Origin of the sequence: Pseudoalteromonas sp. TB25 (genome assembly GCF_000497995.1) — a bacterium.
GTDB lineage: Bacteria > Pseudomonadota > Gammaproteobacteria > Enterobacterales > Alteromonadaceae > Pseudoalteromonas > Pseudoalteromonas distincta.
The window spans coordinates 1-26,916 of the sequence record NZ_AUTI01000247.1; the positions used below are offsets into that span (position 1 = coordinate 1).

The 26,916-nt window shown below is 38.8% G+C and carries 23 protein-coding genes; 15 read left to right on the top strand and 8 right to left on the bottom strand.

Going from position 1 to position 26,916, the window contains the following annotated elements:
• A partial coding sequence (locus tag L652_RS0107675; protein WP_024603390.1) for a molybdopterin molybdotransferase MoeA occupies positions 1–915 on the top strand: 915 nt, incomplete at its 5' end.
• A gap of 54 nt (positions 916–969) precedes the next feature.
• Here the strand turns inward: L652_RS0107675 and L652_RS0107680 are convergent.
• Positions 970–1,422 carry a DUF1311 domain-containing protein gene (locus L652_RS0107680; protein ID WP_024594852.1) on the bottom strand — a complete coding sequence of 151 codons (453 nt, stop codon included), beginning with the start codon at positions 1,420–1,422 and terminating at the stop codon, positions 970–972.
• Positions 1,423–1,696: 274 nt separating this feature from the next.
• Positions 1,697–3,121: a sodium-dependent transporter gene (locus tag L652_RS0107685; RefSeq protein WP_024603391.1), complete on the bottom strand. Its 1,425-nt coding sequence runs from the start codon at positions 3,119–3,121 to the stop codon at positions 1,697–1,699.
• A 189-nt stretch (positions 3,122–3,310) separates the two neighbouring features.
• On the opposite strand from L652_RS0107685, the gene L652_RS0107690 reads away from it, so the two are divergent.
• From L652_RS0107690 to L652_RS0107715, 6 genes are all read left to right on the top strand, one after another.
• Positions 3,311–3,613, top strand: a complete 303-nt coding sequence (locus L652_RS0107690) for a YciI family protein (protein WP_024599115.1) — start codon at positions 3,311–3,313, stop codon at positions 3,611–3,613.
• A 160-nt stretch (positions 3,614–3,773) separates the two neighbouring features.
• Positions 3,774–4,031 carry a PepSY domain-containing protein gene (locus L652_RS0107695; RefSeq protein ID WP_024594903.1) on the top strand — a complete coding sequence of 86 codons (258 nt, stop codon included), beginning with the start codon at positions 3,774–3,776 and terminating at the stop codon, positions 4,029–4,031.
• Between the two features lie 3 nt (positions 4,032–4,034).
• Positions 4,035–4,709: a response regulator transcription factor gene (locus L652_RS0107700; RefSeq protein ID WP_002959806.1), complete on the top strand. Its 675-nt coding sequence runs from the start codon at positions 4,035–4,037 to the stop codon at positions 4,707–4,709.
• A complete protein-coding gene (locus L652_RS0107705; RefSeq protein ID WP_024603392.1) occupies positions 4,703–6,040 on the top strand; it encodes an ATP-binding protein in 1,338 nt (445 codons plus the stop codon). Before L652_RS0107700 ends, L652_RS0107705 begins: the two co-directional genes overlap by 7 nt.
• A complete protein-coding gene (locus L652_RS0107710; RefSeq protein WP_024595418.1) occupies positions 6,027–6,437 on the top strand; it encodes a hypothetical protein in 411 nt (136 codons plus the stop codon). The genes L652_RS0107705 and L652_RS0107710 overlap by 14 nt, the downstream gene beginning before the upstream one ends.
• A 123-nt stretch (positions 6,438–6,560) precedes the next feature.
• Complete coding sequence (locus L652_RS0107715) at positions 6,561–7,640, top strand: FAD-dependent oxidoreductase (RefSeq protein WP_024595419.1); 1,080 nt, start codon at positions 6,561–6,563, stop codon at positions 7,638–7,640.
• 69 nt (positions 7,641–7,709) lie between these two features.
• Here the strand turns inward: L652_RS0107715 and L652_RS0107725 are convergent, their stop codons facing one another.
• Positions 7,710–8,747 carry an AI-2E family transporter gene (locus L652_RS0107725; RefSeq protein ID WP_024595420.1) on the bottom strand — a complete coding sequence of 346 codons (1,038 nt, stop codon included), beginning with the start codon at positions 8,745–8,747 and terminating at the stop codon, positions 7,710–7,712.
• A gap of 170 nt (positions 8,748–8,917) precedes the next feature.
• Here L652_RS0107725 and L652_RS0107730 point away from each other — a divergent pair, with 170 nt between their 5' ends.
• Both L652_RS0107730 and L652_RS0107735 read left to right on the top strand, forming a co-directional pair.
• Positions 8,918–9,808 carry a TIGR01777 family oxidoreductase gene (locus tag L652_RS0107730; RefSeq protein ID WP_024595421.1) on the top strand — a complete coding sequence of 297 codons (891 nt, stop codon included), beginning with the start codon at positions 8,918–8,920 and terminating at the stop codon, positions 9,806–9,808.
• A 155-nt stretch (positions 9,809–9,963) separates the two neighbouring features.
• On the top strand, positions 9,964–11,127 hold the full coding sequence (locus L652_RS0107735) for a GGDEF domain-containing protein (protein ID WP_024595422.1): 1,164 nt from the start codon (positions 9,964–9,966) through the stop codon (positions 11,125–11,127).
• Positions 11,128–11,261: 134 nt separating this feature from the next.
• Here L652_RS0107735 and L652_RS0107740 read toward each other — a convergent pair whose 3' ends face one another.
• Positions 11,262–13,814, bottom strand: a complete 2,553-nt coding sequence (locus L652_RS0107740; protein ID WP_024595423.1) for a glycoside hydrolase family 3 N-terminal domain-containing protein — start codon at positions 13,812–13,814, stop codon at positions 11,262–11,264.
• Positions 13,814–15,088, bottom strand: coding sequence for a sugar MFS transporter (locus tag L652_RS0107745; protein WP_024595424.1), 1,275 nt, complete (start codon positions 15,086–15,088; stop codon positions 13,814–13,816). The genes L652_RS0107740 and L652_RS0107745 overlap by 1 nt, the downstream gene beginning before the upstream one ends.
• A 268-nt stretch (positions 15,089–15,356) precedes the next feature.
• On the opposite strand from L652_RS0107745, the gene L652_RS0107750 reads away from it, so the two are divergent.
• From L652_RS0107750 to L652_RS0107760, 3 genes are all read left to right on the top strand, one after another.
• Positions 15,357–16,685, top strand: coding sequence for a GH1 family beta-glucosidase (locus L652_RS0107750; RefSeq protein WP_024595425.1), 1,329 nt, complete (start codon positions 15,357–15,359; stop codon positions 16,683–16,685).
• A 46-nt stretch (positions 16,686–16,731) separates the two neighbouring features.
• A complete protein-coding gene (locus L652_RS0107755; RefSeq protein ID WP_024595426.1) occupies positions 16,732–18,054 on the top strand; it encodes an MFS transporter in 1,323 nt (440 codons plus the stop codon).
• 62 nt (positions 18,055–18,116) lie between these two features.
• Entirely contained in the window at positions 18,117–19,121 is a 1,005-nt protein-coding gene (locus L652_RS0107760) for a LacI family DNA-binding transcriptional regulator (RefSeq protein WP_002959786.1), read from the top strand.
• A gap of 64 nt (positions 19,122–19,185) precedes the next feature.
• Here the strand turns inward: L652_RS0107760 and L652_RS0107765 are convergent, their stop codons facing one another.
• Positions 19,186–19,854, bottom strand: a complete 669-nt coding sequence (locus L652_RS0107765; protein ID WP_024595427.1) for a DUF2987 domain-containing protein — start codon at positions 19,852–19,854, stop codon at positions 19,186–19,188.
• Complete coding sequence (locus tag L652_RS0107770) at positions 19,847–20,653, bottom strand: glucosaminidase domain-containing protein (protein ID WP_024595428.1); 807 nt, start codon at positions 20,651–20,653, stop codon at positions 19,847–19,849. The genes L652_RS0107765 and L652_RS0107770 overlap by 8 nt, the downstream gene beginning before the upstream one ends.
• Positions 20,654–20,900: 247 nt before the next feature.
• Between L652_RS0107770 and L652_RS0107775 the strand changes: the two genes are divergently transcribed.
• Complete coding sequence (locus L652_RS0107775) at positions 20,901–22,193, top strand: anti-phage deoxyguanosine triphosphatase (RefSeq protein ID WP_024595429.1); 1,293 nt, start codon at positions 20,901–20,903, stop codon at positions 22,191–22,193.
• A 97-nt stretch (positions 22,194–22,290) separates the two neighbouring features.
• Here the strand turns inward: L652_RS0107775 and L652_RS0107780 are convergent, their stop codons facing one another.
• A complete protein-coding gene (locus L652_RS0107780) occupies positions 22,291–24,447 on the bottom strand; it encodes a prolyl oligopeptidase family serine peptidase (RefSeq protein ID WP_024595430.1) in 2,157 nt (718 codons plus the stop codon).
• Positions 24,448–24,611: 164 nt separating this feature from the next.
• On the opposite strand from L652_RS0107780, the gene L652_RS0107785 reads away from it, so the two are divergent.
• Both L652_RS0107785 and L652_RS0107790 read left to right on the top strand, forming a co-directional pair.
• Entirely contained in the window at positions 24,612–24,926 is a 315-nt protein-coding gene (locus L652_RS0107785) for a DUF962 domain-containing protein (RefSeq protein WP_024595431.1), read from the top strand.
• A 512-nt stretch (positions 24,927–25,438) separates the two neighbouring features.
• The coding region (locus L652_RS0107790; RefSeq protein WP_024603393.1) for a TonB-dependent receptor plug domain-containing protein at positions 25,439–26,916 on the top strand (1,478 nt) is incomplete at its 3' end.

Sequence of the window (26,916 nt, forward strand, 5' to 3'; positions counted from 1 at the left end):
GGCGCCGCCATTGCACCTGGCGCTAACGGCGTTGTAATGCAAGAAAACGCCTCGGTAGATGGCGATAAAATTACGTTTACCGCGCAACCAGAGCTAAATGAAAACGTACGTTTTGCTGGCGAAGATATTGCAATAGACGATGTTATTTTAAAAGCAGGGGATAAATTAAAAGCCGTTGATGTGGGATTACTTGCATCTTTAGGGATTGCCAATATAGACGTGGTAAGAACCTTAAAAATAGCCGTGCTTTCTACAGGCGATGAGCTAATTGAACCTGGTCAGCCTCTTAAACAAGGCGCTATTTTTGAAAGCAACCGCGCTGTTATTATTAGTGCGCTGCAACAAAAAAATATAGACGTGCTTGATTTAGGAATAATCCCTGATGACAAAGAACTCATCACTAATGCATTTTTGAAAGCGAACGAACTTGCCGATGCCGTAATAAGCTCAGGCGGTGTATCGGTTGGTGAAGCCGACTTTACTAAAGAAGTTCTCAACGAAATTGGCGAAATTCACTTTTGGAAAATAGCCATGAAACCAGGTAAACCTTTTGCCTTTGGTAAACTAGCTAACAGTTACTTTTTTGGCTTGCCAGGTAACCCTGTGTCGGCTGCTGTTACGTTTAATCAGTTAGTAGAGCCTGCACTGCAAAAGCTGTCGGGGCTTGGTGTAGTAAACCCTAAAATGCGCTTTAACGCGGTTACTACATCCGTTATTAAAAAGCGCCCTGGCAGAGCTGACTTTCAACGCGGTACTGCAACAATTAACGAGCAAGGTGACTTAGTGGTTGCCCCGTTTAATAAACAGGGTTCGGGTGTACTTTCGTCGCTTAGTAAAGCTAACTGCCTAATTGTAGTGCCAGCACAAAGCGGCAATATCGAAAAAGGTGCAACAGTAAGTATTGAGTTGCTATAAAGCCTAAAATGCTACAGCTAACTGTATAATTTAGCTGTAGCGCTGCTGCAAACCTTAAAATATTTTTATATTTAATGTTTGAATTAAACAATTTAACTTTTCGCTACGCCCTACAAACTCTTCTTTACTTAATCTATTAACGCACTTCAGCGCGTTTTTAGTCGCAAAGTATCTATCATAACTTAGGCTTCTTTCGCATTTAACACTATACGTTGAGGGCCAAGAGCCACCGGCACCCGTTGCTATGCCAACAACGTTACATGTAGCATCTATATACTGCTCCCATGCTTTTATTTGCGCTTTAACTGCATCTACTTGGTAATCATCAGTTAGTTGAGAGTAGATCTCATCCATCATTTTACTGATTTTAGTTTTGTATCTATTGCCCTCTAAATTATAAGTATTGCCCGTGTGCATTGCACCGCCTTCAGGCCAATCATCAGTACTTTGTGCAAATGCGCCAAATGATGAAATAGCAAAAGCAAACCCAATAATAATTTTATTCATTTTAAATCCCTTTAATACCAATCTGCTTATATATGGGGTCTATTTAACGTTAAGAAAATTACGCTAGAACTAGGCAAAAATTTTTGTATCTAGTTGTTCTAAATAAAAAATTTTTAACGACGTTATAGTGCAATTTAATTCCTTAAATTGATCAAAGATTTATGCAGGTTGGTATAATAGTTAGACCAGATACCTGTAAAAAACGCCTATAAAAAATGCCGCTAAGCTTAACTGAGCGGCATTATATTATTCAATAAGCTTTTATAGAGGCCTATTAAAAACCAAATATTTTTAAATCAAAAAACTTAGTCGCCACTGTATTTATAAATATTACAGCTAGAATGACAGGAATAAACGTTGAAAGTGAAAAGTTAACGTACTTTTCCATCAAGCTTCCCGCATAATTAGGCGAACCTAAGCTTAGCTCTTGTGTTAATCGTGCTTTTTTCCAGCGGTACATTACAAACAAACACACCATTAAGCCATTAAGCGGTAAAATTGTGTCGTAAAATACATCAACAATAATATCAAAAAAGCTCTTACTAACGCCGCCATAACTGGTGAAAGATGTAAGGCTGTCAATCATACCAAACGACATTGTACATAAAATAGTAAGTACACCGGTTGAAAGTGTAAGGATGCCCAATGCTTTTTTACGGCTAATACCTTTACGGTCACTTAGGGTTGCAGTCGGGACTTCTACTATTGAAACAAGTGAGGTAATTGCTGCAAAAAATACTAATAAGAAGAACGAGAATGCAACAATAGATGCACCTACATAGCCAATATCATTTTGCAGTGCTAATAAGATTTTAGGTAGGTATACAAAAATCATCGATACAGACGAGTCAGAAAGTGCAGCTGGGTCTGTATTAGGATCAAAACTAAATATAGCCGGTAGCACCATTAAACCAGCTACAAACGCAACAAGTGAGTCAGTAATAGCAACCATTTTAGCGCTACTTACAATGTCATCCTTTTTAGAAATATACGACGCGTAAGTCATTAAGATGCCCATGCCCAGCGATAGCGAGAAAAACGCTTGGCTTAATGCGCCATTAAGTACACTTGCACTCATCTTAGAAAAATCAGGAATAATGTAGTATTTAACACCGGCCATTGCGTTATCAAGCGTTAATACATAAGTAACTAGAGCTAGTAGCATAACTAATAAAGCGGGCATTAAAAATTTGGCGGCTTTTTCTATGCCTTGTTTAACACCACCTAACAAAATTAAGTTCACCATAATAACCACAACAGCCATATAACCAAACACAGTGTAACTATTAATAAAAACACCAAAGTGGCCAGGATCTGCAAGTAAATCTAAATTACCGAGGCCTGTTTGCGTTAAATAACCAAAGATCCAAACCGTAATCACCATATAAAATACAGCAATCATAAATGGTGTAAGCACCGCAAAAAACCCAGCTAACTTCCATTTTTTATCGTTATTAGATAATAGTTTGTACGAACCAAGTGGATCTTTTTGAGCGTTACGACCCATTGCCATTTCAGCCATCATGACTGGTAAACAAATGAATATGACAAATAAAGCGTAAATTAATAAGAATGCGCCACCACCATTTTTAGTAGCAGAAACCGGAAAACCAACTAAATTACCAATACCAACAGCTGAACCGGCCGCTGCCATTATGAATCCAAGGCGGGAACTAAATCGTTCTCTATTTTCGCTCATGCATAAAACCTTTTTATTATTTTGTATATTTCAGCGACTCTACCAGTGTTACACAGAGATTTTCAAGCAATTACAGCTTAAAAATAAAATCGAAGTGTAAACCTGTGTAAATACGCTTTTAATTCACCAATTTTCAACGCTGTGGTAGTATTGCGTTAATCAAATTTAACAATTTTTATGAGATTCCTTATGTTGTACATGATTCACTCAACAGACGTTGAAAACAGCTTAGAGCTTAGAAAAGCAGCACGCCCGGCACATTTAGCACGCCTTAGTGAGCTTGATTCACAAAACCGTCTACTTACCGCCGGTCCATTACCGGCNGTCGATAGTGAAGATCCTCAAGAAGCAGGTTTTACCGGTTCATTAGTGGTTGCTGAATTTGAATCAATTGAAGCAGCTCGAGAGTGGGCAGCAGCAGACCCTTACGTTGCCGCTGGCATCTATGAAAATACAATTGTTAAACCTTTTAAAAAGGTATTTCCTGCTTAAAAAGTATTAAACCCTAGAGCGTGCGTTGCACTGTAATTCAGGGTTTGTTCACAGGTTTTTAATTAAAATTATCAGGATAAAAACGAATTTACCGTTTTTACTTGAATTTTAGTAACTTAGTTAATTAAACTAAGTGAGTCTGGTCTAGGAGTTTTCCATTATGCGCGTATTATTAAGCCTCGGTTTTATTGCTTGTGTTAGCTTAGCTAACTTTAGTCAAGCAGCAACCGCCACCCAAGCATCTCATGCTGAGGTGGACAAAAAGAAAGCCGTAATACTCGCAAAGAAAACAATTGGCGGTAAGACCTTAAAAATTACCGAAAAAACAGATTTTTATACCGTACGAATACTCAAATCTGACGGCCACGTCGTTGATTTACATATTAATAAAAAAACCGGCGAAGTGAAAAAGGATTAACAAATGCGAATTTTAGTTATTGAAGACGATTTACATTTAGCAGATAACCTACGTAATGCTTTAGAAAAAGAACGTTACAGCGTGGATTTATGTCACGATGGTGAAGCAGGTCTTTTCCACATTACAGAATACCCGCTTGATATGGCAGTAGTTGATTTAGGTTTACCTAAAATAGACGGTATTGAGCTAATCAATAAAGCACGAGCACAAGGCATTACTATTCCTATTTTAATCTTAACAGCGCGCGATCGCTGGCAAGATAAAGTAGAAGGTTTAGATGCAGGTGCTGATGACTACCTTACTAAGCCATTTCATGTTGAAGAGCTTATTGCCCGTTGTAATGCATTAATTCGTCGCAGTGCTGGTAAAGCAAATCCAGAAATGACTGCGGGCCCAATTAAAATTCATACACGTTCACAACAAGTATGGGTTGATGATAAAGAGCTTAGCCTTACAGCTTACGAATATAAAGTACTTGAATACTTAATGGTAAATCCGCAAAAAGTAATTTCTAAATCAGAACTTACTGAGCATATTTACGACCAAGATTTCGATCTTGATTCAAACGTAATTGAAGTATTTGTACTTCGTTTGCGTAAAAAACTTGACCCTGATGGCGTGCTAAACCCAGTAGAGACACTACGTGGGCGTGGTTACAGGCTTAAAAGCCAGTGGTAATACCGCAAATATCGTTAAAAATAAGGCAAGGATTTATCCTTGTCTTTGTTTTGTTAGTCGCACTTCCTATCTTATTTTATTCAATTGGTAAGGCGTATTACGCTTCACTTGTTGATGCGACAGAAAAAACTCTCGAAGCACAGCTTTACTCGCTAATATCTGAAGTCGACTTTACTGAGCATGGTATTATTATGCCCAGCACTATTTTAGCGCCTGAGTTAAACAGATTAAATTCAGATACCTACGCTATGATTTACCGCGATGATGATCCTGTTTGGAACTCAGAATCGGCTGTAAACTTAAACTATGTACCTCAACAAATAGAAACCAAAGCCGGTGCTGCCGATTTCAGGCGCGTGGAGTATAATAACACCGCGTACTGGCAACTTAGCCTGACTGTAATTTTAAATAACATAGATCAATCAGAACAAGCTCGCTTTATATTAGTTAAACGTAATGACGCTCTGCTTCGTTTAATGGATGGCTTTAAGCAAACCCTTGTAGATTGGATGTTTATAATGGGCATTGCAATTGCAGGCCTTATGGCGATTGGTTTTATTTGGAGCGCTCGCCCACTCCAACGACTCGATAAAGAAATAAAAGCAATTGAATCGGGTGATATTCAAGAAATTAAAGGCCTCTACCCTGTAGAACTGCAAACAATAAAAGCAGACCTAAACTTGCTACTTGAGTCGCAACAGCGCCAAAAAGAACGCTATAGAGCCTCATTGAGCGATCTTGCTCATGCACTCAAAACGCCGCTTGCTGTATTAAAATCAAGTCCATTGGCAAACGATGCCGATGCACAAGAACAACTCGACCGCATTAATGTGATGATCGAGCACCAATTAAAGCGTGCTGCAACCGGTGCATCAGACACGTGGAAAAAACAAACACCTATTAAGCCAGTACTCGATTCAATACTCAGTGCTATGGCAAAAGTATATCGTGATAAAGATATTATTTTTACCTGCACCGTAACCGAAAAAGATTATTTTTTAGGCGATCAAACAGATTTAATGGAATTACTCGGTAACTTGATTGATAACGCCTGTAAAGCGTGTCGCTCACAAGTAGCAATACAAGTTATTCAAAGCAAAACTTTATGTATTGGAATTAGCGATGATGGTCCTGGCGTGCCAGAGGACAAACGTGAATCTCTACTTACACGGGGTACTCGTCTGGATACATACGAAAGCGGACACGGCGTAGGGATGGCAATTGTATCTGACTTGGTTAAGTCCTATCACGGTACACTTACTATTACAGAAGCTGATAACTTAGGCGGCGCTCAATTTATTTTAGAGTTTAATTACAATGACAAAAAGTAACTATTTATTAAAACTAACTGCCATTGTGTTATTAGCTTCAAGCCAATACAGCTTTGCAGATGAAGCATGTACTTTAGCCGCTAAAGCAACAACCGATGAAGCTAAGCGATATATTCAATGCCTAGATAGCCAAATTGATAAAGCAAAACAAGCACAAGGCAGTTGGATACAAAAGCGTAAATATGAGCTAACTAAGTCACAAGAAAGCACAGGCAATACGCAAGTGCTGCCGTTATTTATGCGCAGCATTAAAAATAATGAAAAGTACCTTGAGAGCGCCTGCCAATGGCGTTACTTAATAAAACTTCCTAATGCGACAACCGCAGCCATTAGCTATAAACTGTGTGAAATTGAGCTTATAAATCAATTTACAGAATCACTAAAACACCCATTTTGACGTAACTTAAGCACACTAAACTAGTTACGTTTCTTTACTCACTCCCTATAGCTTACTTGACAATTTATTCATACCAAAACAAACTACCTACTAGTAGATTGCTAAAAACTAATGGATAAACAGATGACCAAACCAGTAATTATTATAGGTGGCGGACTTGCTGGTTTATACAGTGCGTATAAATTACAACTACTTAATATTGAGTACTTATTATTAGAAGCTAAATCGCAATTAGGTGGCCGAATTTTTGCCGCGCAATCACCAATAAATAACGATGTTAGTTTTGATTTGGGTCCTACGTGGATATTTCCCCACCAACCAAAAATTCAAGCGCTAATAAAGTCACTCAACTTAAGTATATTTGAGCAATACCATAAAGGTGATGTGTTATATCAAGCACCTAACTCCAAGCAACCTCAACAAATTGCAGGTGCTGGAGATATGCAACTATTTAGACTCAAACACAGCATGAATACCTTAATAACTGCCTTATATGAGCAGCTTAATCCTGATTCAATATTATTAGAACATAATGTCACTGAGCTTAAAAAAGGTGATAATAACTGGCTAATTACGGTTAATCACTTAGGCAATATAAAGCACTTTACTACTGGCAAATTAATTTCAGCAATTCCTCCTCGTATGGTTACAACGCATTTAACACCTGAACTATGGGCGACTCCAACACTCATAAACCGCCTTAGCAGCGTACCTACATGGATGGCAGGACAAGCCAAGTTTATAGCTACTTTTGAACATGCATTTTGGCGTGATAAAAACTTATCTGGGCAAAGCTTTAGCCGCGTAGGCCCTATGGTCGAGATTCACGATGCCAGTGCTGAGGATAGTAATTACGCCGCATTATTTGGCTTTATAGGTGTGCCCTACTTATCACGAAACCAAGTAACTCAAGAGCAATTAATTCAAGCCTGTGCCCAACAGCTCAGCTACTTTTATGGTAAGGATGCTGAAAAGGCAACCGGATACTTTATTAAAGACTGGGCAGAGGATAAATTTGTAGCTAATAGAGACGATCAAACTCAGCCTTCACAGCACCCAGAATTTGATTTTTCAAACTTGGAAGAGCAATTAAGTAACCTCAATATTCATTTTGTAGCGAGTGAGTTTGCAAAACAAGAAGCTGGATATTTAGAAGGCGCAATAAACGCTGTGGATGACGCAATTAAATCGTTTATTAATTAATAGCCCTGTATTTATTGATAACTTAACCATCAAGGGTTTTAATTTTACAGCCCTTGATGGTTATAAATGTTAGTTGTTTTTAGTAACGTCTTCACCACTGCCTAGTAAAGTGGCAACCCACTTACCTTCTGCACTGGCTTCTAGGGCTATTTTTACAATCATTGTTAATGGTACAGATAAAAGCATACCCACAGTACCTAATAACCAGCCCCAAAATATTAATGATAAAAACACCACTAACGTTGAAAGACCCAGCCCTTTACCCAAAAATTTAGGCTCTACAATATTACCCATTACCGTATTTATTGTTAAATATCCTGCAGCAACAAGTCCTGCCACTAATGGGCCTTGAGTAATAAGGGCAAGTAATACAGCTGGTACAGCCGCAATAATTGAACCTATATTTGGAATGTAATTGAACATAAATGCCAAAACGCCCCAAAGCACAAAGTAGTCAACGTCTAAAATCCATAAATAAAACGCAGCAATAATACCCGTCCCTAAACTTACTAGCGTTTTAATTGCCAAGTATGAATTAATAGATTCTAAAAAGCGGTCAATTTGCTTCATTTTACTATCAGGGTCTTCAAGTGCCATATGTATTTTCTTGCTCAGCATTGGCCCTTCAAAAAGCATAAAAACAACCGTTAAAATAATTAAAAACATGTTTGCCATTACGCCACCTAATCCAGTGAGCATATTAGTGGCCACATCAACCATTTTGCCAGGGTCGAACATATTGATTAACTGATCTTTATTGATCAGTATGTTGTATTGAGATGCTAAATCGACCAGCCACACAAATTCTTCTTTAAGTTGTGTTTTATACTCAGGAAGCTGCTGAGAAAAATCGTTGATAGATTGCCCTACAAGCCCGCCAAGGCTTACCCCTAAGCCAACTATAATCAGCACGACCAACATAACAGCAATGCCTTTAGGAATTTTGTAGCGCGCAAAAAACTTGATAAGCGGGTTACAAATAATGGCAATAAATGCCGCCAAAATAAACGGAATAATAATTACACTCGCGGCTTTTATTCCAGCGAGGACCACTACCAAGGAAGCAAAAACTATTAAGCTTTTATTTACTCCAGTTAAACTTGCCAATTTATTAATCCTTTTATTAACTATATCGTCCCAGTGTAAGGCAAAAGGTAATTAAATGAAATAATTACGAAGTGATCATAAAAGCCTGTTTTACGTATAAATTTGCAAAGCTGTTTGCTAGCGAGTATGTTTTTTAATCACTTGCTTCTATTTTATTGTAAGGATGAATAATGCATATATTTATAACTGGCGCGACCGGATTAATTGGTAAGCACTTATGCCCTTTTTTACTTCATCATAATACTGTTAATGTACTTAGCCGCAATCCAACTAAAGCAAACGTATTATTAGGCCACAAAGTTAAAGCCGTAAGTGACATTCGTGATGTTGACTTTAACACTGTTGATATCGTTATTAATCTCGCTGGCGAGCCGATTGTAAATAAACGCTGGAGCGACAAACAAAAGCAAATAATACGAAACAGTCGTATTGATATTACACAGCAAATTAGTGAAGCAATTAAAGCCTGTAGTATACCCCCGCATACTTTTATATCTGGCAGTGCAATTGGTTTTTATGGTCGACAAAATAGTAATCCTATTGATGAAACTTTTGAACGCCCACACGATGAATTTAGCCACCAGCTTTGTAAAGACTGGGAAAATGCAGCACTACTCGCCCAATCAGAACAAACCAGAGTATGCCTTTTGCGAACGGGTATTGTTTTAGCTAAAAAAGGAGGTGCACTTGGAAAAATGTTACCTGCTTTTAAATTATGCCTGGGTGGCCCGATTGGTAATGGCGAGCAAGGCATGTCGTGGATACACATCGACGATATGATTCAGCTAATACTCTTTATTATTAAACACCCAGAAATATCAGGCCCTGTTAACGCAACAGCACCCAACCCTGTAAGCAATGCTCAATTTAGTAAAAGCTTAGGCGAGGCGCTCTCTCGACCTGCATTTATCACTATGCCAACCCCAGTACTTAAACTATTAATGGGTGAAATGTCAGACTTACTAACAACGGGGCAATTTGTAGTCCCTAAAAAGGCACTCGTTAACAATTATAGTTTTCATCATCCTGATATAAAATCGGCTTTAGAGAGCTTGGTTTAGCGGGCGTTAATATTCGTTCAGTTAAAATCCCTTTCAAATTAGATATATGGGTAAATTACTACTTTTTACCCATATTGACCTTTAAACATTAATACATAATAATCAGCAAGTTTTCCACACCAACCACGCCTATCTTTAATAAAAGAGAATCTTAAATGCTACACCTGCCTACTGTGATCAGTCTCTCTTTTATTCTTAACGTATTAATAGGCTTGTTTTTTTTATCCGTACATAACTTTAAAAAACAAACATCATTTTTATTATTTGGCCTAGCATGCATTACCTTTGCATTTGCCGAGTTACTTGCCTGTTTAAAGTTAGTAATAGACGCGCCTTTTATTACACACTATTTGGCTGATATTTTCATATTACTAAGTCCATTGTTAATTATTATTGGGTTAAATAAATATAAGCACAGTAAGGCACTAAACTTAAAACCTCTTTATTGTCTCCTTGGATTAACGGGGGTTGCTTTATTACCCATATATTCAGACCCTGCAGGGCAAATGCTGACAAGCTTAATTATTTCGGTTTTATACCTATATTCCGCATATATTATTAAGCAGATGAACTTTGTAGCCACTTTGCAAAAAAAAGCGCTGATAGTTTGTTTTTCAATTCACAGCATTTTAATGCTCATACAAACAACACTATTGGCAATATCTATTTTTAGTATTAATTCGCCAAACTACATAGAGCCACTGCAACTTATCTTAAGTAGTCATTTAATTTTGGCCACTTGTAGCGCACTAATATTGCCATACCTGCTGGCTTCTAATACAGAGCATACACTTTCAAGCCTTGCTAACACCGATACTTTAAGCCAATTACTTAATCGCCGTGGCTTTTTTACAAAAAGTAAAGAAGCACTAAGTGATCCTAAAAATATAGACAAAAATGTGTCTGTTATTTTGCTCGATATTGATTTTTTTAAACGTGTAAACGATCAGTTTGGTCACGAAGCGGGCGACCACGCAATTAAGTGGATATCTCACTTTATTAAAGAGCAATTTTTAAATGTAGGTATTAGTGCCAGAATTGGCGGAGAAGAATTTGCCATTTTACTACCTGATTACACCCTTAGTGCAGCAAAAAGTGATGCTGAGCTATTAAGAAAGAATATAAGCACTCAAGCTTTTTATCATGAAAATCAGCATATAAAACTTTCCGTAAGCGCTGGGGTAAGTAATGCAATTAATGGGAATGCAACTATAAAAGAACTGCTCGCTTATGCCGATAAACGCCTTTACTTAGCTAAAGAAACTGGCCGAGACAAAGTAGTAACCTTTGATGAAAAAAACTTACTCACGAAAAGTTAATTGCTTTTAAGTGACTTATAAGCGCATTAAAAACAACTATATTTAAACTACCATATTTTATCTAGCTAACATCTATCCATAAAAAAAGCCCTTCAACAGAAGGGCTTTGGTATACACACAATAGAGTTAATAAACTACTTACAAGACAGCGTAGCCTCGTCCGCTTTATTTGGTACAAACTGAATATTAGCTACAGAAATTGATGCTTTACCATTGCTGTGCAAGCTAAATGGGCTTGTAAGGCTTGCAAAATTAACACCTTTATCAGCAAAACAATCTAAATCGATTGATACTGACTGCCATTTATTTTCAATAGTTTTATCCACGACGTTTGCTAAATCAATGCTTGCACCACACTCACCAGAACAAGTCATAGCAAGGGCTACATCGCTCGTTAGTGCTTCGTTTAATTTAATATCAAAGCTAATCACACTGTTTGCTTCAACGTAGGCAATGGTATCTTCTGCAAAGCTTGTTACTATTTCAGCACTGGCTTTTTCTGCACCGCTGAAGTTAAATTGGCGCGCGTCTTCTTGTACTGTTTTGTCCTCAGTACGGTATTTAATTGCACCAAATTCATGCGTACTACTCGATACATCTAAAAGCTCATCGCCCGATTTTAACAATAAGCGCCATGGTGCTACAGGTGCACCAACAAGTATATCCATACTCGTAAGCCCTGAGTTATCAAGTTTAGAGTCTTCATCAAGGTCGTCAGCTAGCACATTTTTATCGCCATACGTTAAACCAAAACCATAAGGAAGTAATGGATCGTAATTTTCATCGCCTTTATTAACCGCAGTTTGTACCGCCGATTTAGGCCAAGAAAACGATAGCTTACCTTTAAAGTTATTTTGGATGGTACCGTCTGCCGCTTTTAATAACACATCAGCAATACCCGCACCTTCTGTACCAGGTAACCAAGCAGCCACAAACGCATCAGATGCGTTAAGTTCGCTGTTCACCCACATAGGGCGACCAGAAATAAACACAGATATAACAGGGATGCCTTGCTCTTTTAGCGAGCTTAAAAGTGCTAATGACTTTTTATTTCCGCGCTCAAACTCTAGATTATCTTTATCGCCGTGCCCTTCTGCGTAAGGTTCTTCACCAAATACAACAATGGCAACATCAGGACGTTGTTCAAACGTACCATCAGCACTTAAAGTAACACTTCCACCTGCTGCAGATATTTGCTCTTCAAGCCCTTTGTAAATTGACGTTGCTCCTGGGAAATCTGCATTTTTGTTATTAGTCCCTTGCCACGTAATACTCCAACCACCCGACTGTTTACCTATGTTATCGGCACTATCACCTGCAACAAGTACGTGTTGATTAGCTGCGATAGGTAATAGGTTATTTTTATTTTTAAGTAATACAAGCGATTCGCGCACAGCTTGGCGTGCTACTTCGCGATGCGCTTGAGCGCCAATAAGCTCTGTTTTACCCGAGTACAGGCGCTTAGCCGGACTTGGTTTATCAAATAACCCAGCGCGTAACTTAACGCGTAAAATACGTGCAACCGCATCATCAATGCGGCTCATACTTATTTTACCTGCTTTTACTTGTGCAATTGTATTTTCATATAGCGGCTTCCACGCACCTGTTGGCACCATAAAAATATCAAGGCCAGCATTTACCGCTTCTGGGCAGCTTTCGTTAGTACAGCCTTTAATTTGCCCATGGCCGTTCCAATCTCCCACTACAAAACCATCAAAACCCATACGTGTTTTTAATACATCTGTAAGTAAGTATTTATTGCCGTGATTTTTAACGCCATTCCAGCTATTAAAAGATGCCATAACAGATTGACTACCCGCCGACAAACCACCTACGTAACCTTGGGCATGAATATCAAATAGCGATTGCTCGCTGTCTATATTATTTCCCTGATCATCTCCATCAACGGTGCCGCCATCGCCAATAAAGTGCTTAACCGTGCTAATAACGCGCTTATCACTTAAAAAGTCGCCATCGGCTTTACCTTGCAATCCATTTACAATCGCTGCTGAGTAATCGTGAACAATTTTTGGATCTTCAGAATAGCCTTCGTACGTTCTGCCCCATCGGTCGTCTCGTACTACTGCTACAGTGGGTGCAAATACCCAATCTATCCCCGTAGCCATTACTTCTACTGCGGTAATAGACGCTATTTGCTCTATTAAATCTGGGTTATTAGCCGCACCTAAACCAATATTATGTGGAAAAAGTGTCGCGCCAATTACGTTATTATGACCATGTACTGCATCGGTGCCCCACATAGTTGGAATTTTGCTGCCGTCCACTGAGTCATCAATAGATGCTTGATACATTTTTTCTGCAAGTGCAACCCAATCCTCTGGCGTTGCATGCTTATCGCCATTAGGAAAAGCACCACCGCCATTGAGGTAAGAGCCAAAACCATATTTGCGCATGTCTTCAACGGTAATATCACGAATTTCTGGTTGAATCATTTGCGCTACTTTTTGCTCAAGCGTCATATTTTCTAAAAACGTGACAATTTGAGCTTCAATAGCAGGGTCTTTTTTCACTGCAATTGAAAGCTTTGGCCAAATTTTCTCAAGCTTTGATTGCGCTTCAACATTTACTTTTTCAACATTGCTTTCGTTAGTACATCCGCTTAGTGCAGTAACACTTCCTACTAACGTTGCAATTGCTAATGCATTAAGTTTAAAAGTCGTTTTCATTATGATGGCTCCTTCACTAATACTGGTTTGCTGCCTCGTAGGCCGTAAAAAACAATAAATATGTAACATAAAATAGGTAAAACATACGAAAGTTGAACACCCACACTATCAGCAAGCGCACCTTGTAAAAGTGGCACTATTGCACCACCTACAATCGCCAAACACAAAATACCAGAGCCTTGAGCGGTATGCTTACCAAGTCCATTTAACGCTAAACTAAAAATAGTTGGGAACATAATCGAATTGAATAAACCAACCAATAGTATTGACCACATTGCTAATTGACCCGACGTGCTCATGGCAATAATGACTAAAATAATAGCCATGGTTGCGTTAAAGCCAAGTACTTTACCTGCGGGTAGTTTTTGCATTACAGCAGCACCAATAAAACGCCCAACCATAGCACCACCAAAATAATAAGTGATGTAATGAGCTGCAACATTCTCTTTTAGCCCTGCTATATTTTCTTGTACTAAAAAGCTTACTAAAAAGCTACCAATTGCAACTTCGGCGCCTACATACATAAATATACCCACAGCACCTAATACAAGATGGCGATACTGCCAAGCACTGCCTTCAATTGCCTCTGATTTTTCGGCTTCTGCTTTTTGCTCGCTCATAATGTCTGGTAATTTAAGCCAAGCAAAAATACCGGCTAGTAAAATAAGCATTGCAGCTAAAAGGAGGTAAGGAAGTTGAACTGACTCTGCATTTTGAGCCGGTGTTAAAAAGGCTTCTGACGCTGAGTCTAGAATTAACAGAGCACCAAATGATGGCGCAACAGTGGTACCTAATGCATTAAAAGCTTGGGTAAGCGTAAGTCGAGATGACGCAGTTTTTGGTGAGCCCAACAAACTTACGTAAGGATTAGCAGATACTTGCAATAATGTTATGCCGCTGGCAAGTACAAATAAAGCGAATAAAAATACAGGGTAACTATGTAAAGACGCTGCTGGGTAAAATAATATACACCCGACTGCTGCAATTAATAATCCAATCACGATGCCTTTTTTATAGCCCACCTTTTTAACTATATAACCACTTGGAAGTGACATTAAAAAGTAAGCGCCAAAAAAGCAAAACTGAACCAACATGGCTTGTACATACGTTAAGTTAAATACGGCTTTTAAGTGTGGGATTAAAATATCATTTAAGCAGGTTATAAATCCCCACATAAAAAATAATGTTGTTAGAGAAGTTAATGCAAAACTGTAATTTTTATCCTGATAGTTTTGCGACTGTGTGTGTGTTGTCACTGGTGCTGAACTTGCCATGTGTTCTCCGTATTTTATTATTATAAATCTATTCTTAAGGTGCCCTGTTTTAGTTTTCAGCTGTCTTTAAACCATCCAGAAGCATTAAAGAGTTGACCTAAGAATTAATAAACACTAACCTTAAATGTAAGCGCTTTCATATGCAATTAAATACGAACAAGCTGTATATTTCAACACTTTTTATTTTTTGTACCACGCATACAGCATTAATTAAGCAAAAACACAGAGCTGATTTCTCTGTAAATGACTAACAAAAGGTTTGTTATTAATGACAAAATTATCATTACCACCCCATTCACCGCTTTTATCTAAAAACTTTGTATACGGTGTGGCCACAGCTTCTTTTCAAATAGAAGGCGGATCACAAGATCGTCTCCCATGTATTTGGGACACTTTTTGCGATACGCCCAATAAAATAGTCGATAGCTCAGACGGTCATACCGCCTGCGATCACTATAACCTTTGGCGTGATGATATAGACCTTATTGAGTCACTTGGCGTAGATGCATACAGGCTTTCTATTTCATGGCCGCGCGTGATGACCCAAGACGCAAAATTAAATCCTGTAGGCGTGAAGTTTTATACTGATATTTTAGATGAGCTAAAACGTCGCAATATTAAAGCCTTTGTTACTTTGTACCACTGGGATTTACCGCAACACCTTGAAGATGAAGGCGGTTGGCTTAACAGACAAACAGCTTACGCTTTTGAACATTACGTAAATTTAATTACCAAAGCCTTTGGCGATCGCGTTCACTCTTATGCCACATTGAATGAACCATTTTGTAGTGCGTTTTTAGGTTACGAAATTGGTATTCATGCCCCAGGTAAAGTGGGTAAAGAATATGGCCGTAAAGCAGCGCACCATTTATTATTAGCCCACGGACTCGCTATGAGCGTATTAAAGCAAAACTCGCCTAATACATTAAATGGCATAGTGCTTAACTTTACGCCGTGTTATAGCCTTACTCAAAGTGATGAAGACTTAAAAGCCACTGCATTTGCAGACGACTATCTTAATCAGTGGTATATAAAACCAATAATTGATGCCCAATATCCTGATATAATTAATCAATTACCATTAAACCATCAGCCTGAGATTTTTGAGGGCGATATGGAACTAATTTCTCAATCTATTGATTACTTAGGTATTAATTTTTATACCCGCCAAGTTTATAAAGCGCACCCTGCTGACATTTATGAGCCTATTGCACCTACGGGCCCGCTAACTGATATGGGGTGGGAAATTTACCCGCAATCGTTCACTGACTTGCTCGTATCGCTTAATAAAACATACACCTTACCGCCTATTTATATAACCGAAAATGGTGCAGCAATGCCCGATACATATAATAATGGTGAAGTTAACGACTTAGACCGTTTAAGTTATTATAATACTCATTTAAACGCGGTTCATAATGCAATTGAACAAGGTGTTGTTATACATGGCTACTTTGCTTGGAGCCTAATGGATAACTTTGAATGGGCAGAAGGCTATTTAAAACGTTTTGGTATTGTGTATGTAGATTATAAAACCCAGCAACGCACTATTAAAAACAGTGGCTTAGCTTATAAAGAACTCATCTCTAAAAGATAAGAGCATACCCATAACTAAAAACAAGTATAAAGCGGGATAAATAATCATGGTCAGTGTAAAAGAAAAAATAGCGTATGGCTTAGGCGACACCGCCAGTAATATTATTTTTCAAACAGTTATGATGTTTTTAATGCTGTACTACACAGACGTAGTGGGTTTATCACCCGCTGTTGTCGGTACTATGTTTTTAGCAGTACGTATTTTTGATGCCGTAACCGACCCATTAATGGGCAACCTTGCTGACAAAACACATACGCGCTGGGGGCACTTTCGCCCCTACCTACTTTGGCTTTCACTTCCTTTTGCCATTATTAGTATTTTAGCGTTTACTACGCCTGATTTAGAAGGCACCGATAAAATAATTTACGCCTTTACTACTTACACACTTCTTATGGTGGCTTACACCGCTATCAATATTCCTTATTGTGCACTGGGCGGTGTACTTACTGCAGATGTAAAAGAGCGCGTGACTATTCAGTCTTACCGCTTTGTATTTGGTATGTTAGGCGGCGTAATAGTAGCGGGTTGTACTATGCCAATGGTTGAGTACTTTGGCCAAGGCGATGCAGCTAAGGGCTATCAATTCACCATGACTGCAATGAGCATCTTAGGCTTTGTACTTTTTTTACTTTGTTTTTTAGGCACAAAAGAGCGTATACAACAGCCAAAAGAGCAAAACATTCCTTTTGCCCAAAGTGTTAAAGCATTAATTAAAAACGATCAATGGCGAACGCTTTGCTTAGCTGCGTTTTTTTTACTTACCGGTCAAGTATTAAGGCTTACGCTTGCTGTTTACTACGTAAAATACTATTTAGGTCGAGACGATTTAATCACCTTATTTATGACACTAGGCGTTGCAGCAAGCATGCTAGGGTGTGCTTTAGCTCAACCGCTTGCAAAGCGCTTTTGTAAAATAAAAGCCTATATAAGCTTACAAGTTATTGCCGCCGCTATTTGTGGTTTTAGTTACTTTATTAGTAAAGATCAATTAGTACTCGCATTTACTGCCTTTATTTTATGGAAATTCTTTTTAGATATGGCAACCCCTTTGTTGTGGGCAAAAATGGCCGACACCATAGATTACGGGCATGAAAAAACAGGTGTACGCATTACGGGTTTAGTTTATTCAGGCGTCATATTTTTTATTAAAATGGGCGTGGCGGTAGGCGGCGCAATTGCAGGCTGGTTGTTATCTTTTTACAGTTATCAGGCCGATGTAGTACAAACACTTGATACTCAACACGGTATTTTACTTTCATTTACTGTGTTACCTGCTTTTGGATCTTTATTTGTTGCCTACATAATGAAAAAATATACACTGACTAATCAGGTTGTTGAAAATATTCAATCTAAACTAACAGCTAGTTAAGATATATACTCTAAGGTATTATTTAGCCGAAGTAGTTAAGGATAAGCGAGTGAACAAATAACATGGCAACAATTTATCAAGTCTCAGAGCTTGCGGGCGTATCGTTAGCCACCGTTTCTCGCGTGATGAACAAAAATACCCGTGTAAGCGATAAAACCAAACAAAAAGTGCTTGATGCCATGGAGCAGCTTGGCTACAAGCCTAACTCAATAGCGCAATCTTTAGCCTCTAACTGTACTAACAGTGTCGGTATTTTAGTGTCTGAGTTACATGGTCCTTTCTTTGCCCAAATGATGGCAGGTATTGAGTCGGAGCTTCGTGCTGCGGGTAAACACGTTATTATTACCACCGGGCACAGTGAAGAAGACAAAGAACAAGAAGGCATTGAGTTTTTAATTAGCAGACGCTGCGATGCTATTATTTTGCACGTTGAAGCCGTTTCAGACGACTACCTAATAAAACTAAGTAAAGGCTCTACGCCCGTTTATTTAATGAGCCGTTACGTAGAGCAATTAAAAGACAACTGTATCAGCCTAGATAATCAATTAGGTGGCTACCTAGCCACTAAATCGATATTAAATCAAGGCCATACACAAATAGCGTACATTGCAGGTCCGCAGTTTAAAGCAGATGCTTTTAACCGCTTAGAGGGTCATAAACAAGCACTCACAGAGGCTGGTATTAAATTTGATCCTGCGCTTTATTACATTGGGGACTTTAACGAAACCGGCGGTAGTAAAGGCTTAAAACATTTTATTGATGAAAAGCTCAGCTTTACTGCACTAGTGTGCGCCAATGACGAAATGGCTTCCGGTGCTATGAAATATGCTCGAGAGCACGGTTATAATTTACCAAACGACTTATCGATTGTTGGATTTGATAACGTTATTTTTGCAAACTACCTGTACCCTACACTCACGACCATAGATAATCCGATCGGAAAAATGGGCGAAATGGCTGCTAAATTAGTGCTTAAAGATGTTTATCAAAATAAAAACCTTGTTATAAATCGCTTTTTTGAACCTACTTTAATGCAGCGCGATTCATCTGCACCACTTATCAAATAAAGACTAAAAGCGAATACTAATTTTGGTACAAAAAAGCGGCTAAATGCCGCTTTTTATATGTGAGCTACTTAACAATCCAAGGCGTTACTTTAATAACGTTCGATATATCGCCAAGTGACGCGGTATCATCTTCCCAGCTATCTTCAACTGCAAAGTAACACACAGACTTTTCACACGTTATATTTTCATCATCAAATTGCATTGGGCTTTTAAATGTAACTGCTACGCCCTTTTGCTCTGGTAATAAAAACCACATTAATTTACTTACAAAAAAGCCCGATAAATCAGTTAACAGCTCATCAAGTTCTTCGTTAATGGTATATAACGACTGCTTTGAAAACGTTAAGTCTTCAAGTTCGTTTGCTTCTATTTGAAGTTTTAATTGGCAATCATGATCTGGATTTTGTGGCTGCACCACAATGACGGCTTTATCTGTATCAAGTTGCTTATCGAACGGTAATAATAGCTGTGCTTTATCGGTGAAGTTAAGTGGGTACTCGTTTCTTTCAGTTAAAATAGTGCCGCTTTTAATGGCACACGCTTCATTAGTTGCTATATCACTTATATAAAAATTAACTCGCGCATATTGAAAGTCGCCTTTGTTAACAACTTTTAATCGGTCATAAAAACCGTCATACGACATAACAAATTCTCTTGCATTAACATTAAATGCACTCATGCCCAGCAGCACTAACGCAATGGCGTTGGTGCAATTAAAAATGTATTTATTCATCAAAGTAGGCTCTATTTTGGCTAATCATCGTGTTTAGCTCTTCTATATACGCTTCACCGCGCTCAGAGTAAGACATTAAACCATGTGTAAGTTCAGTCGCTAAAATTGGTTTTTGCTCAAGACGTAAGTTTTCACGTATTGCGCGCAAATCTTTATAAGCAGGATGCGTATTTATGTTTTTAAAATAAGAGTTTATAGCAGCTCTTACCGATTTAAACGTAGCAACTTCGTGTGCAGCTCCAGTATTACGGCGTTTTGGTACCATGCCACAACCTTTTGTGTAACACCACTGACCAAAAAAGTTAAGGCCAATACGTGCAAAACGCGATGTGCCCCACGCAGACTCATTCGCAGCTTGCATAAGCGCTAATTCTTTAGGGATTATATCAACACGGCGTAGTGCTTGCGTAAGTATTAGCGTATCAATGGTGGTTGGTAAACCGTACGACTTTAAAATTTTAACAATATCTTTGCTTTGTTTAGATTGCAGTGGCTCGTTACCCTCAAGCATCATGCGTGCTATTTCAAGCTTAGCGCGTTGCTGTAATATTTTTTTGTTTTCGGCTTCAACGTGCGGACGAATAAAGCTAAAAAATGCATGTTTTTTTTCTTTAACATCACTAAATTCTGAAAACTTTGGCAGTTTTACATTATGTAATGGTTTTTCTTTTTTCTTCACTTTTTTTGGTTGTTCTGACGTTTGTTCATCTAGTTCAACATCATCATTTTGTATAAACGGATATGCAAGCGCCCATACAAAAAACACGGTTAGTAAAAGCTTAAAAATCGTTTTTAACATGTATTCTCTCTTTGAAACAACAACTATGCATGGTTAATACACAAGCATACGAAGGCGCATTATACCTAAGCCACTTTATAAACGCGAATAACTGGGGTTTGATGACCTTTAAGGTTGAATTTTCAGCAGTGTATTTGGGTTTTAGATAAAACAGAGCCTATGTAGTGCATTTGTTCATTCGCAATTTATAAGTCCATGGGTATACTGAGCAAAGTTTAATATTATTAACTATGTGTGAGTAAGCAGTATGGATAAACAATGGCAAAGCCGAATAATAGAGCAATATAAACATCGTCCTAACGATAACCGCTCGCCGTGGCAGGTCGACCGTTCGCGTATTATTCATGCCGCAGCATTTAGGCGTTTGCAAGCTAAAACCCAAATTATGGGCATTGGCCTAAACGACTTTTACCGCACTCGCCTTACCCACTCTTTAGAAGTATCGCAAATTGGTACCGGCATATTGCGCCATTTAAAAGCGCAACATAGCGACTTTACGCACTTTCCATCAACTGGACTGCTCGAAACACTGTGTTTAGCGCACGATATTGGCCATCCACCCTTTGGCCATGGTGGCGAAATAGCGCTAAATTACATGATGCGCGATCACGGTGGTTTTGAAGGTAACGCACAAACACTGCGCATAGTTGCAAAACTTGAGCCCTACAGTAATGGGCACGGTATGAACCTAACTCGTCGTACTTTGTTAGGTTTTATAAAATACCCCGCGTTTATTAATACGCTTTGGCATACCATTCCCGATGCCACAACCGGTCGTGCATTTATAAAAGCGGATGATTGGCGACCAGCCAAAGGGTTATACAACGACGACGCAGCCATATTTAATTGGATAGTAGAACCACTGAGTCAAAACGATAAAACATTGTTAGGTAACCATGCCGCTATTGATAAGTACCGCGCTAAAACAACGTATAAATCGCTCGACAGCGCCATAATGGAGCATGCCGACGATATAGCATACGCGGTACACGACTTAGAAGATGCCATTGCAACCCACGTACTCACATTAGACGATTGGCAAACTCATGCTCTGCCCCATTTAAAAGCACTAAACTTTGACTGGCTAAACGCCATGCTTGAATCGCTGACCCAGCGCTTGTTTTCAAAAAATGATTATGAGCGAAAAGATGCCATAGGTGAGCTGGTTAATACCTTTATTATTCATATACATTTGGATATTCAAAACGATAACTTTGAATGCCCTATTTTAAAGTACACCGCTAAATTAGATGCCCAATACGACAGTGTATTGCAAATACTTAAGCATTTTGTGTTTCAACGTTTAATACGTGACCCCGAAATGCAGCAAATAGAATTTAAAGGTCAAAATTTGCTAATAGAGTTATTTACCGCTTTTGCTAGCGATCCGCTGCGTTTATTGCCCGAAACAACACAAGCACAATACATAGAAGCGCAAAAGCAAAACCAAGGGATGCGTATAATTTGCGATTATTTGAGTGGAATGACCGACGAGTACGCCTATAAAACATACCAACGATTGTTTTCACCTATGCAGTAGCTAACTGCTAACTGCTAACATTGAAAAGGCCGAGTAAATTTAATTTACTCGGCCTTTTTGCTCAGCTATTAAAGTTAGCTATTTTGTTAAAGCGCTTTTATAACGACTCTACGCCCATGTTGTATAACGTAAAACCAAATATATCAGCGTACTGCTCAATTGTTTTACTCGTTGGTGTACCTGCACCATGCCCAGCATTGGTTTCTATGCGAATAAGCATTGGATTATTACCCGTTTGCTTTGCTTGAAGCTCAGCGGCAAACTTAAACGAATGCGAAGGAACAACTCGGTCATCATGATCGCCAGTTGTGATCATAGTCGCTGGATACTCAACACCTGCTTTTACATTATGAAGTGGTGAATAACCTTTAATGTATTCAAACATTTCTTTGCTTTGCTCACTGGTACCGTAGTCGTATGCCCAACCAGCGCCCGCAGTAAATGTATGGTAGCGCAGCATATCAAGTACGCCTACAGCAGGTAGAGCCACTTGAAATAAGTCTGGACGCTGCGTCATCACTGCGCCAACTAACAAACCACCATTAGATCCACCGCGAAGTGCTAAGCGCTTTTTAGATGTGTACTTTTTATCTTTTAAATACTCAGCTGCGGCAATAAAGTCGTCAAACACATTTTGTTTTTGCAATTTAGTGCCTGCATTGTGCCAGTCTTTACCGTACTCACCACCACCGCGAATATTAGCAACGGCGTACACACCACCTTGCTCAAGCCATACTGCATTAACGGGGCTAAAGCTTGGCGTTAAACTAATATTAAAACCACCGTAACCATATAAAATAGTAGGGTTTGAACCATCAAGCTTAATGCCTGTTTTATAGGTAATTACCATCGGTATTTTAGTGCCGTCTTTTGATGTGTAAAACACTTGCTCAGACGTGTAATCATCGCTATTAAAATCAATAGCCGACTTACGATAAACACCCGAGTCACCCGTAGCTACATCAAACGTATAAGTAGTACCTGGTGTTTTGTAGTTAGTGAACGAATAATAAAGCGTTGTTTGATCTTTTTTACCGCCAAAACCACGTGCAGTACCCACGCCTGGTAATGTAATTTCGCGAATTAGCTCGCCTTTTTTGTTGTACTGTTTTACCTGCGAAATCGCATCAACCATGTAGTTAGCAAAAAAGGTATCGCCACCTTTTGTAAGATTTAGTACGTTTTTGGTTTCAGGAATTAAATCAACCCAATTTTCAGGGCTTGGGTTGCTTGCATCAACCGTCACTACTTTTTTGTTTGGTGCATTAAGGTTAGTAACTAAAAACAGCTTGCTGCCTTCGTTATCAATAACTGATGTATCTGAATCAGTATTTCCTACAACCGTTACAAACTCACTGTTTTGCTTTGTTAAGTCCTTTATAAACAGCTTATTGCCTGAAGTAGACGTACTAGCTGAAATAAGTAAGTAGCGGCCGTCATGAGTTACATCAGCGCCTACATAGCGATGTTTTTGCTCATCAGTTTCACCAAATACAACACTATCTGCAGATTGTGCAGTACCTAGCTTATGGTAATACGCTTTATGCTGATCTGTTTTAGCCGACAGCTCACTGCCTTTAGGTTTTTCGTAACTTGAATAATAAAAGCCCTCGTTACCTAACCAATCAATGCCACTAAATTTAACGTCAACAAGCGCTTCTTCAACTTGCTCTTTAGTATGTGCATCAATAACTATAATTTTGCGCCAATCGCTGCCGCCTTCAGATATTTGATACGCGAGTAATGACCCATCTTTTGAAAACGATAAACCCGACATAGACGTCGTACCATCTTCACTAAACTTGTTTGGATCTAAAAATACTTCAACGTCGCCACCATCTTTACTGCGGTACAAAACATATTGATTTTGCAGGCCATCGTTTTTATAAAAATAGGTGTAATCGCCTTCAGTAAAAGGAGCGCCTATTTTTTCGTAGTTCATTAGTTTTTCAAGGCGCTGCTTTAACTTATCGCGATAAGGTATCTGCTCTAAATAAGAAAACGTTAAATTATTTTGCGTTTTAACCCAATCGGCAGTTTCGCTGCTCATGTCATCTTCAAGCCAACGATATGGGTCACTAACGGCTTCTTCAAAGTAGGTATCTACTACATCGCCTTTTTTTGTTTCTGGGTATATAACTGCGTTAACTTGCTTCATAGGTGCTTTTACTTCTTCTTGAGTTACCGTATTAGTTGGCTCTGAACAGCCGCTAAGCGCTACAATTACAGCACACGCTAGAGTATGTTTAAACATCCTGAGTTCCATTCTTATTTATTAATAGTGCGCCTAAGTTATTAACTTTTAGCCCTTTTGTCTATTTAGATGCGTTAAGCGCCATTTACCGCTGTAAACAAATGTAAACTTACGCTTTAATAGCACGACCCTCATTAAAATAAAAAACAATAAAAGAGCACACTATGCAAAGTACAAACCCCACATTTAAAAGCTTTAAAGCTTTCTATCCTTATTATTTAAAAGAGCACCGCAACGTGACTTGCCGCCGCTTACATTTTATAGGAAGCACCCTCGTTCTTGTTGTAATCGCAATAGCATTATTAAAACAACACTACAGTTTATTGTGGCTATTACCTGTTATTGGATATGGGTTTGCGCGGGTCGGGCATTTCTTTTTTGAAAAAAACCGCCCTGCTACTTTTAAACACCCTTTTTACAGTTTGTGGGGAGATTGGGTAATGTTTAAAGACATGCTTATTGGAAAAATTAAATTTTAACACTATTTCTAGCACTCTTTTTTATACCAATTACTTATAAAAACAAAATTACTTCATGCTTTAAAGTATAGGTTCTAATAAGTAGTACATAATTTATAATACACCCATTAAATGTTAATTTAGTTAACATTTAATGGGTGTATTTTTATTTTATATTTTTAAAAATATTTATAGCTCAACAGTTGTTTATTGCCAGCCCAATAAAAATGGCTTCCTACAAATAATTAGTTAAATCTACCAACCTCATCTTACCAGTTAATTAAACGTTAAATTTAATTTTTAAATATAATTCATTATCCATCAATTACTTAGCAATTACCTTCGCTATATAACTAAAACAATGGTCATTATAAAAAACAACCAAATGTAATTATAAAAACCCTTAAATTAATTGAATGTTATTCAATTGACTGGCTTTGTTAATTAAGTATATGTTCAAGGTAACAAAGAGGTTTAATCTTTATCTTTTTGTACAAAACTAAAATAATTCAATGGGTATGGGGAAATACAGCATGAATAGAAAACCGTTATTAAAATTACAGCAGTCGGTACCACAAATATTACTCGCCATGAGTGCATCAGCTGCACTAGTTGGTTCGCTCTCAGTAAATGCTGCAGAGCAAGAAACCAAAGCAGAAGAAAACATCGAACAAATAAGCGTAATTGGCTCTCGCCGATTAGGCCGTACAGTAGAAGACAGTGCAGTACCCATCGATATAATTGGTGCAGATGCACTTAAAAATTCAGGCTTTACTGAAACGAATGCCCTACTTAGCAATTTATTACCTAGCTTTAACTTCCCGCAAGCATCACTTACTGATGGTAGTGACCATGTACGCCCTGCTCAACTTCGTGGTTTAGCACCTGATCACACTTTAGTGCTTGTTAATGGTAAGCGCCGCCATAGCAACGCATTACTTAACTTAAACGGCTCAACGGGTCGTGGTTCATCATCAGTTGATTTAAATGCAATTCCAGCAAATGCTATCGACCGCATTGAAGTATTACGTGATGGCGCAGCAGCCCAATATGGCTCTGATGCTATAGCCGGTGTTATTAATATTGTGCTTAAAAGTGCCAGCAGCGGTGGCTCAGTGGCGGCTATATATGGTGCTAACGTAACCGAAATGGACGGTGTACCACAGCTTGAGTCTGTATCTGAAGGCAGTGATGGTAATTTAGCCTTTACCGAAGGGGGCGATCGCTCTTTAACAGACGGCCAAACACTAACGCTGCAAGGTAACATGGGTTTTGAACTTGGCGATAATGGTTTTTTAAACATTTCAACAGAATACCGCGACCGCCATTCAACTAACCGCTCTGACTACGATAATCGTGAAAACTACGCACGATCAGATGATGGCTCTCTCGACCCGCGTGAACTTACCGTAAATCGATATAACCATAACTTTGGTAATGGCGATGTTGAAGACTTTTCAGTGTTTTATAACGCAGGTTACCAGTTAACAAACGAAGTAGATTTATATTCGTTTGGCTCTTACAGCAAACGCGAAGGCGAAGGCGGTGGTTTTTATCGCCGTGCAAGCGATAGCCGTAATATAGAAGAAGTTTACCCTGATGGCTTTTTGCCTGTTATCACCTCAGACATAGATGACTTTTCACTGGCACTTGGCGCTAAAGGTTTTGTAAGTGAATGGAATTACGATGTATCGGCTGTATATGGTCAAGATGCGTTCGAGTTTGGCGTTATAAATAGCTTAAATACCTCATACGGCCCTACTAGCCAAACAAGCTTTGATGCCGGAACACTTACCTACGATCAACTTACCTTAAACGTTGATTTTAGTCGCGAAGTAGACGTCAGCTTTTTAGAAAGCTCGGTAAGTGTAGCTGTAGGTGCTGAGTATCGCCGCGAAGGATACCAAATAGATGCAGGCGAAGAAGCTTCATATGCACAAGGCACATTTGGCCCAGGAGGCGCAGTAACCGACCCAGTCGATGGCCCATTTGGCGCAGCGGGCGCACAAGT

Coding starts and splice junctions, on each gene's coding strand:
- L652_RS0107680 (WP_024594852.1), bottom strand. CDS start 1,422: ATGAATAAAATTATTATTGGGTTTGCTTTTGCTATTTCATCATTTGGC.
- L652_RS0107685 (WP_024603391.1), bottom strand. CDS start 3,121: ATGAGCGAAAATAGAGAACGATTTAGTTCCCGCCTTGGATTCATAATG.
- L652_RS0107695 (WP_024594903.1), top strand. CDS start 3,774: ATGCGCGTATTATTAAGCCTCGGTTTTATTGCTTGTGTTAGCTTAGCT.
- L652_RS0107700 (WP_002959806.1), top strand. CDS start 4,035: ATGCGAATTTTAGTTATTGAAGACGATTTACATTTAGCAGATAACCTA.
- L652_RS0107710 (WP_024595418.1), top strand. CDS start 6,027: ATGACAAAAAGTAACTATTTATTAAAACTAACTGCCATTGTGTTATTA.
- L652_RS0107715 (WP_024595419.1), top strand. CDS start 6,561: ATGACCAAACCAGTAATTATTATAGGTGGCGGACTTGCTGGTTTATAC.
- L652_RS0107730 (WP_024595421.1), top strand. CDS start 8,918: ATGCATATATTTATAACTGGCGCGACCGGATTAATTGGTAAGCACTTA.
- L652_RS0107735 (WP_024595422.1), top strand. CDS start 9,964: ATGCTACACCTGCCTACTGTGATCAGTCTCTCTTTTATTCTTAACGTA.
- L652_RS0107740 (WP_024595423.1), bottom strand. CDS start 13,814: ATGAAAACGACTTTTAAACTTAATGCATTAGCAATTGCAACGTTAGTA.
- L652_RS0107745 (WP_024595424.1), bottom strand. CDS start 15,088: ATGGCAAGTTCAGCACCAGTGACAACACACACACAGTCGCAAAACTAT.
- L652_RS0107750 (WP_024595425.1), top strand. CDS start 15,357: ATGACAAAATTATCATTACCACCCCATTCACCGCTTTTATCTAAAAAC.
- L652_RS0107755 (WP_024595426.1), top strand. CDS start 16,732: ATGGTCAGTGTAAAAGAAAAAATAGCGTATGGCTTAGGCGACACCGCC.
- L652_RS0107760 (WP_002959786.1), top strand. CDS start 18,117: ATGGCAACAATTTATCAAGTCTCAGAGCTTGCGGGCGTATCGTTAGCC.
- L652_RS0107765 (WP_024595427.1), bottom strand. CDS start 19,854: ATGAATAAATACATTTTTAATTGCACCAACGCCATTGCGTTAGTGCTG.
- L652_RS0107770 (WP_024595428.1), bottom strand. CDS start 20,653: ATGTTAAAAACGATTTTTAAGCTTTTACTAACCGTGTTTTTTGTATGG.
- L652_RS0107775 (WP_024595429.1), top strand. CDS start 20,901: ATGGATAAACAATGGCAAAGCCGAATAATAGAGCAATATAAACATCGT.
- L652_RS0107780 (WP_024595430.1), bottom strand. CDS start 24,447: ATGTTTAAACATACTCTAGCGTGTGCTGTAATTGTAGCGCTTAGCGGC.
- L652_RS0107785 (WP_024595431.1), top strand. CDS start 24,612: ATGCAAAGTACAAACCCCACATTTAAAAGCTTTAAAGCTTTCTATCCT.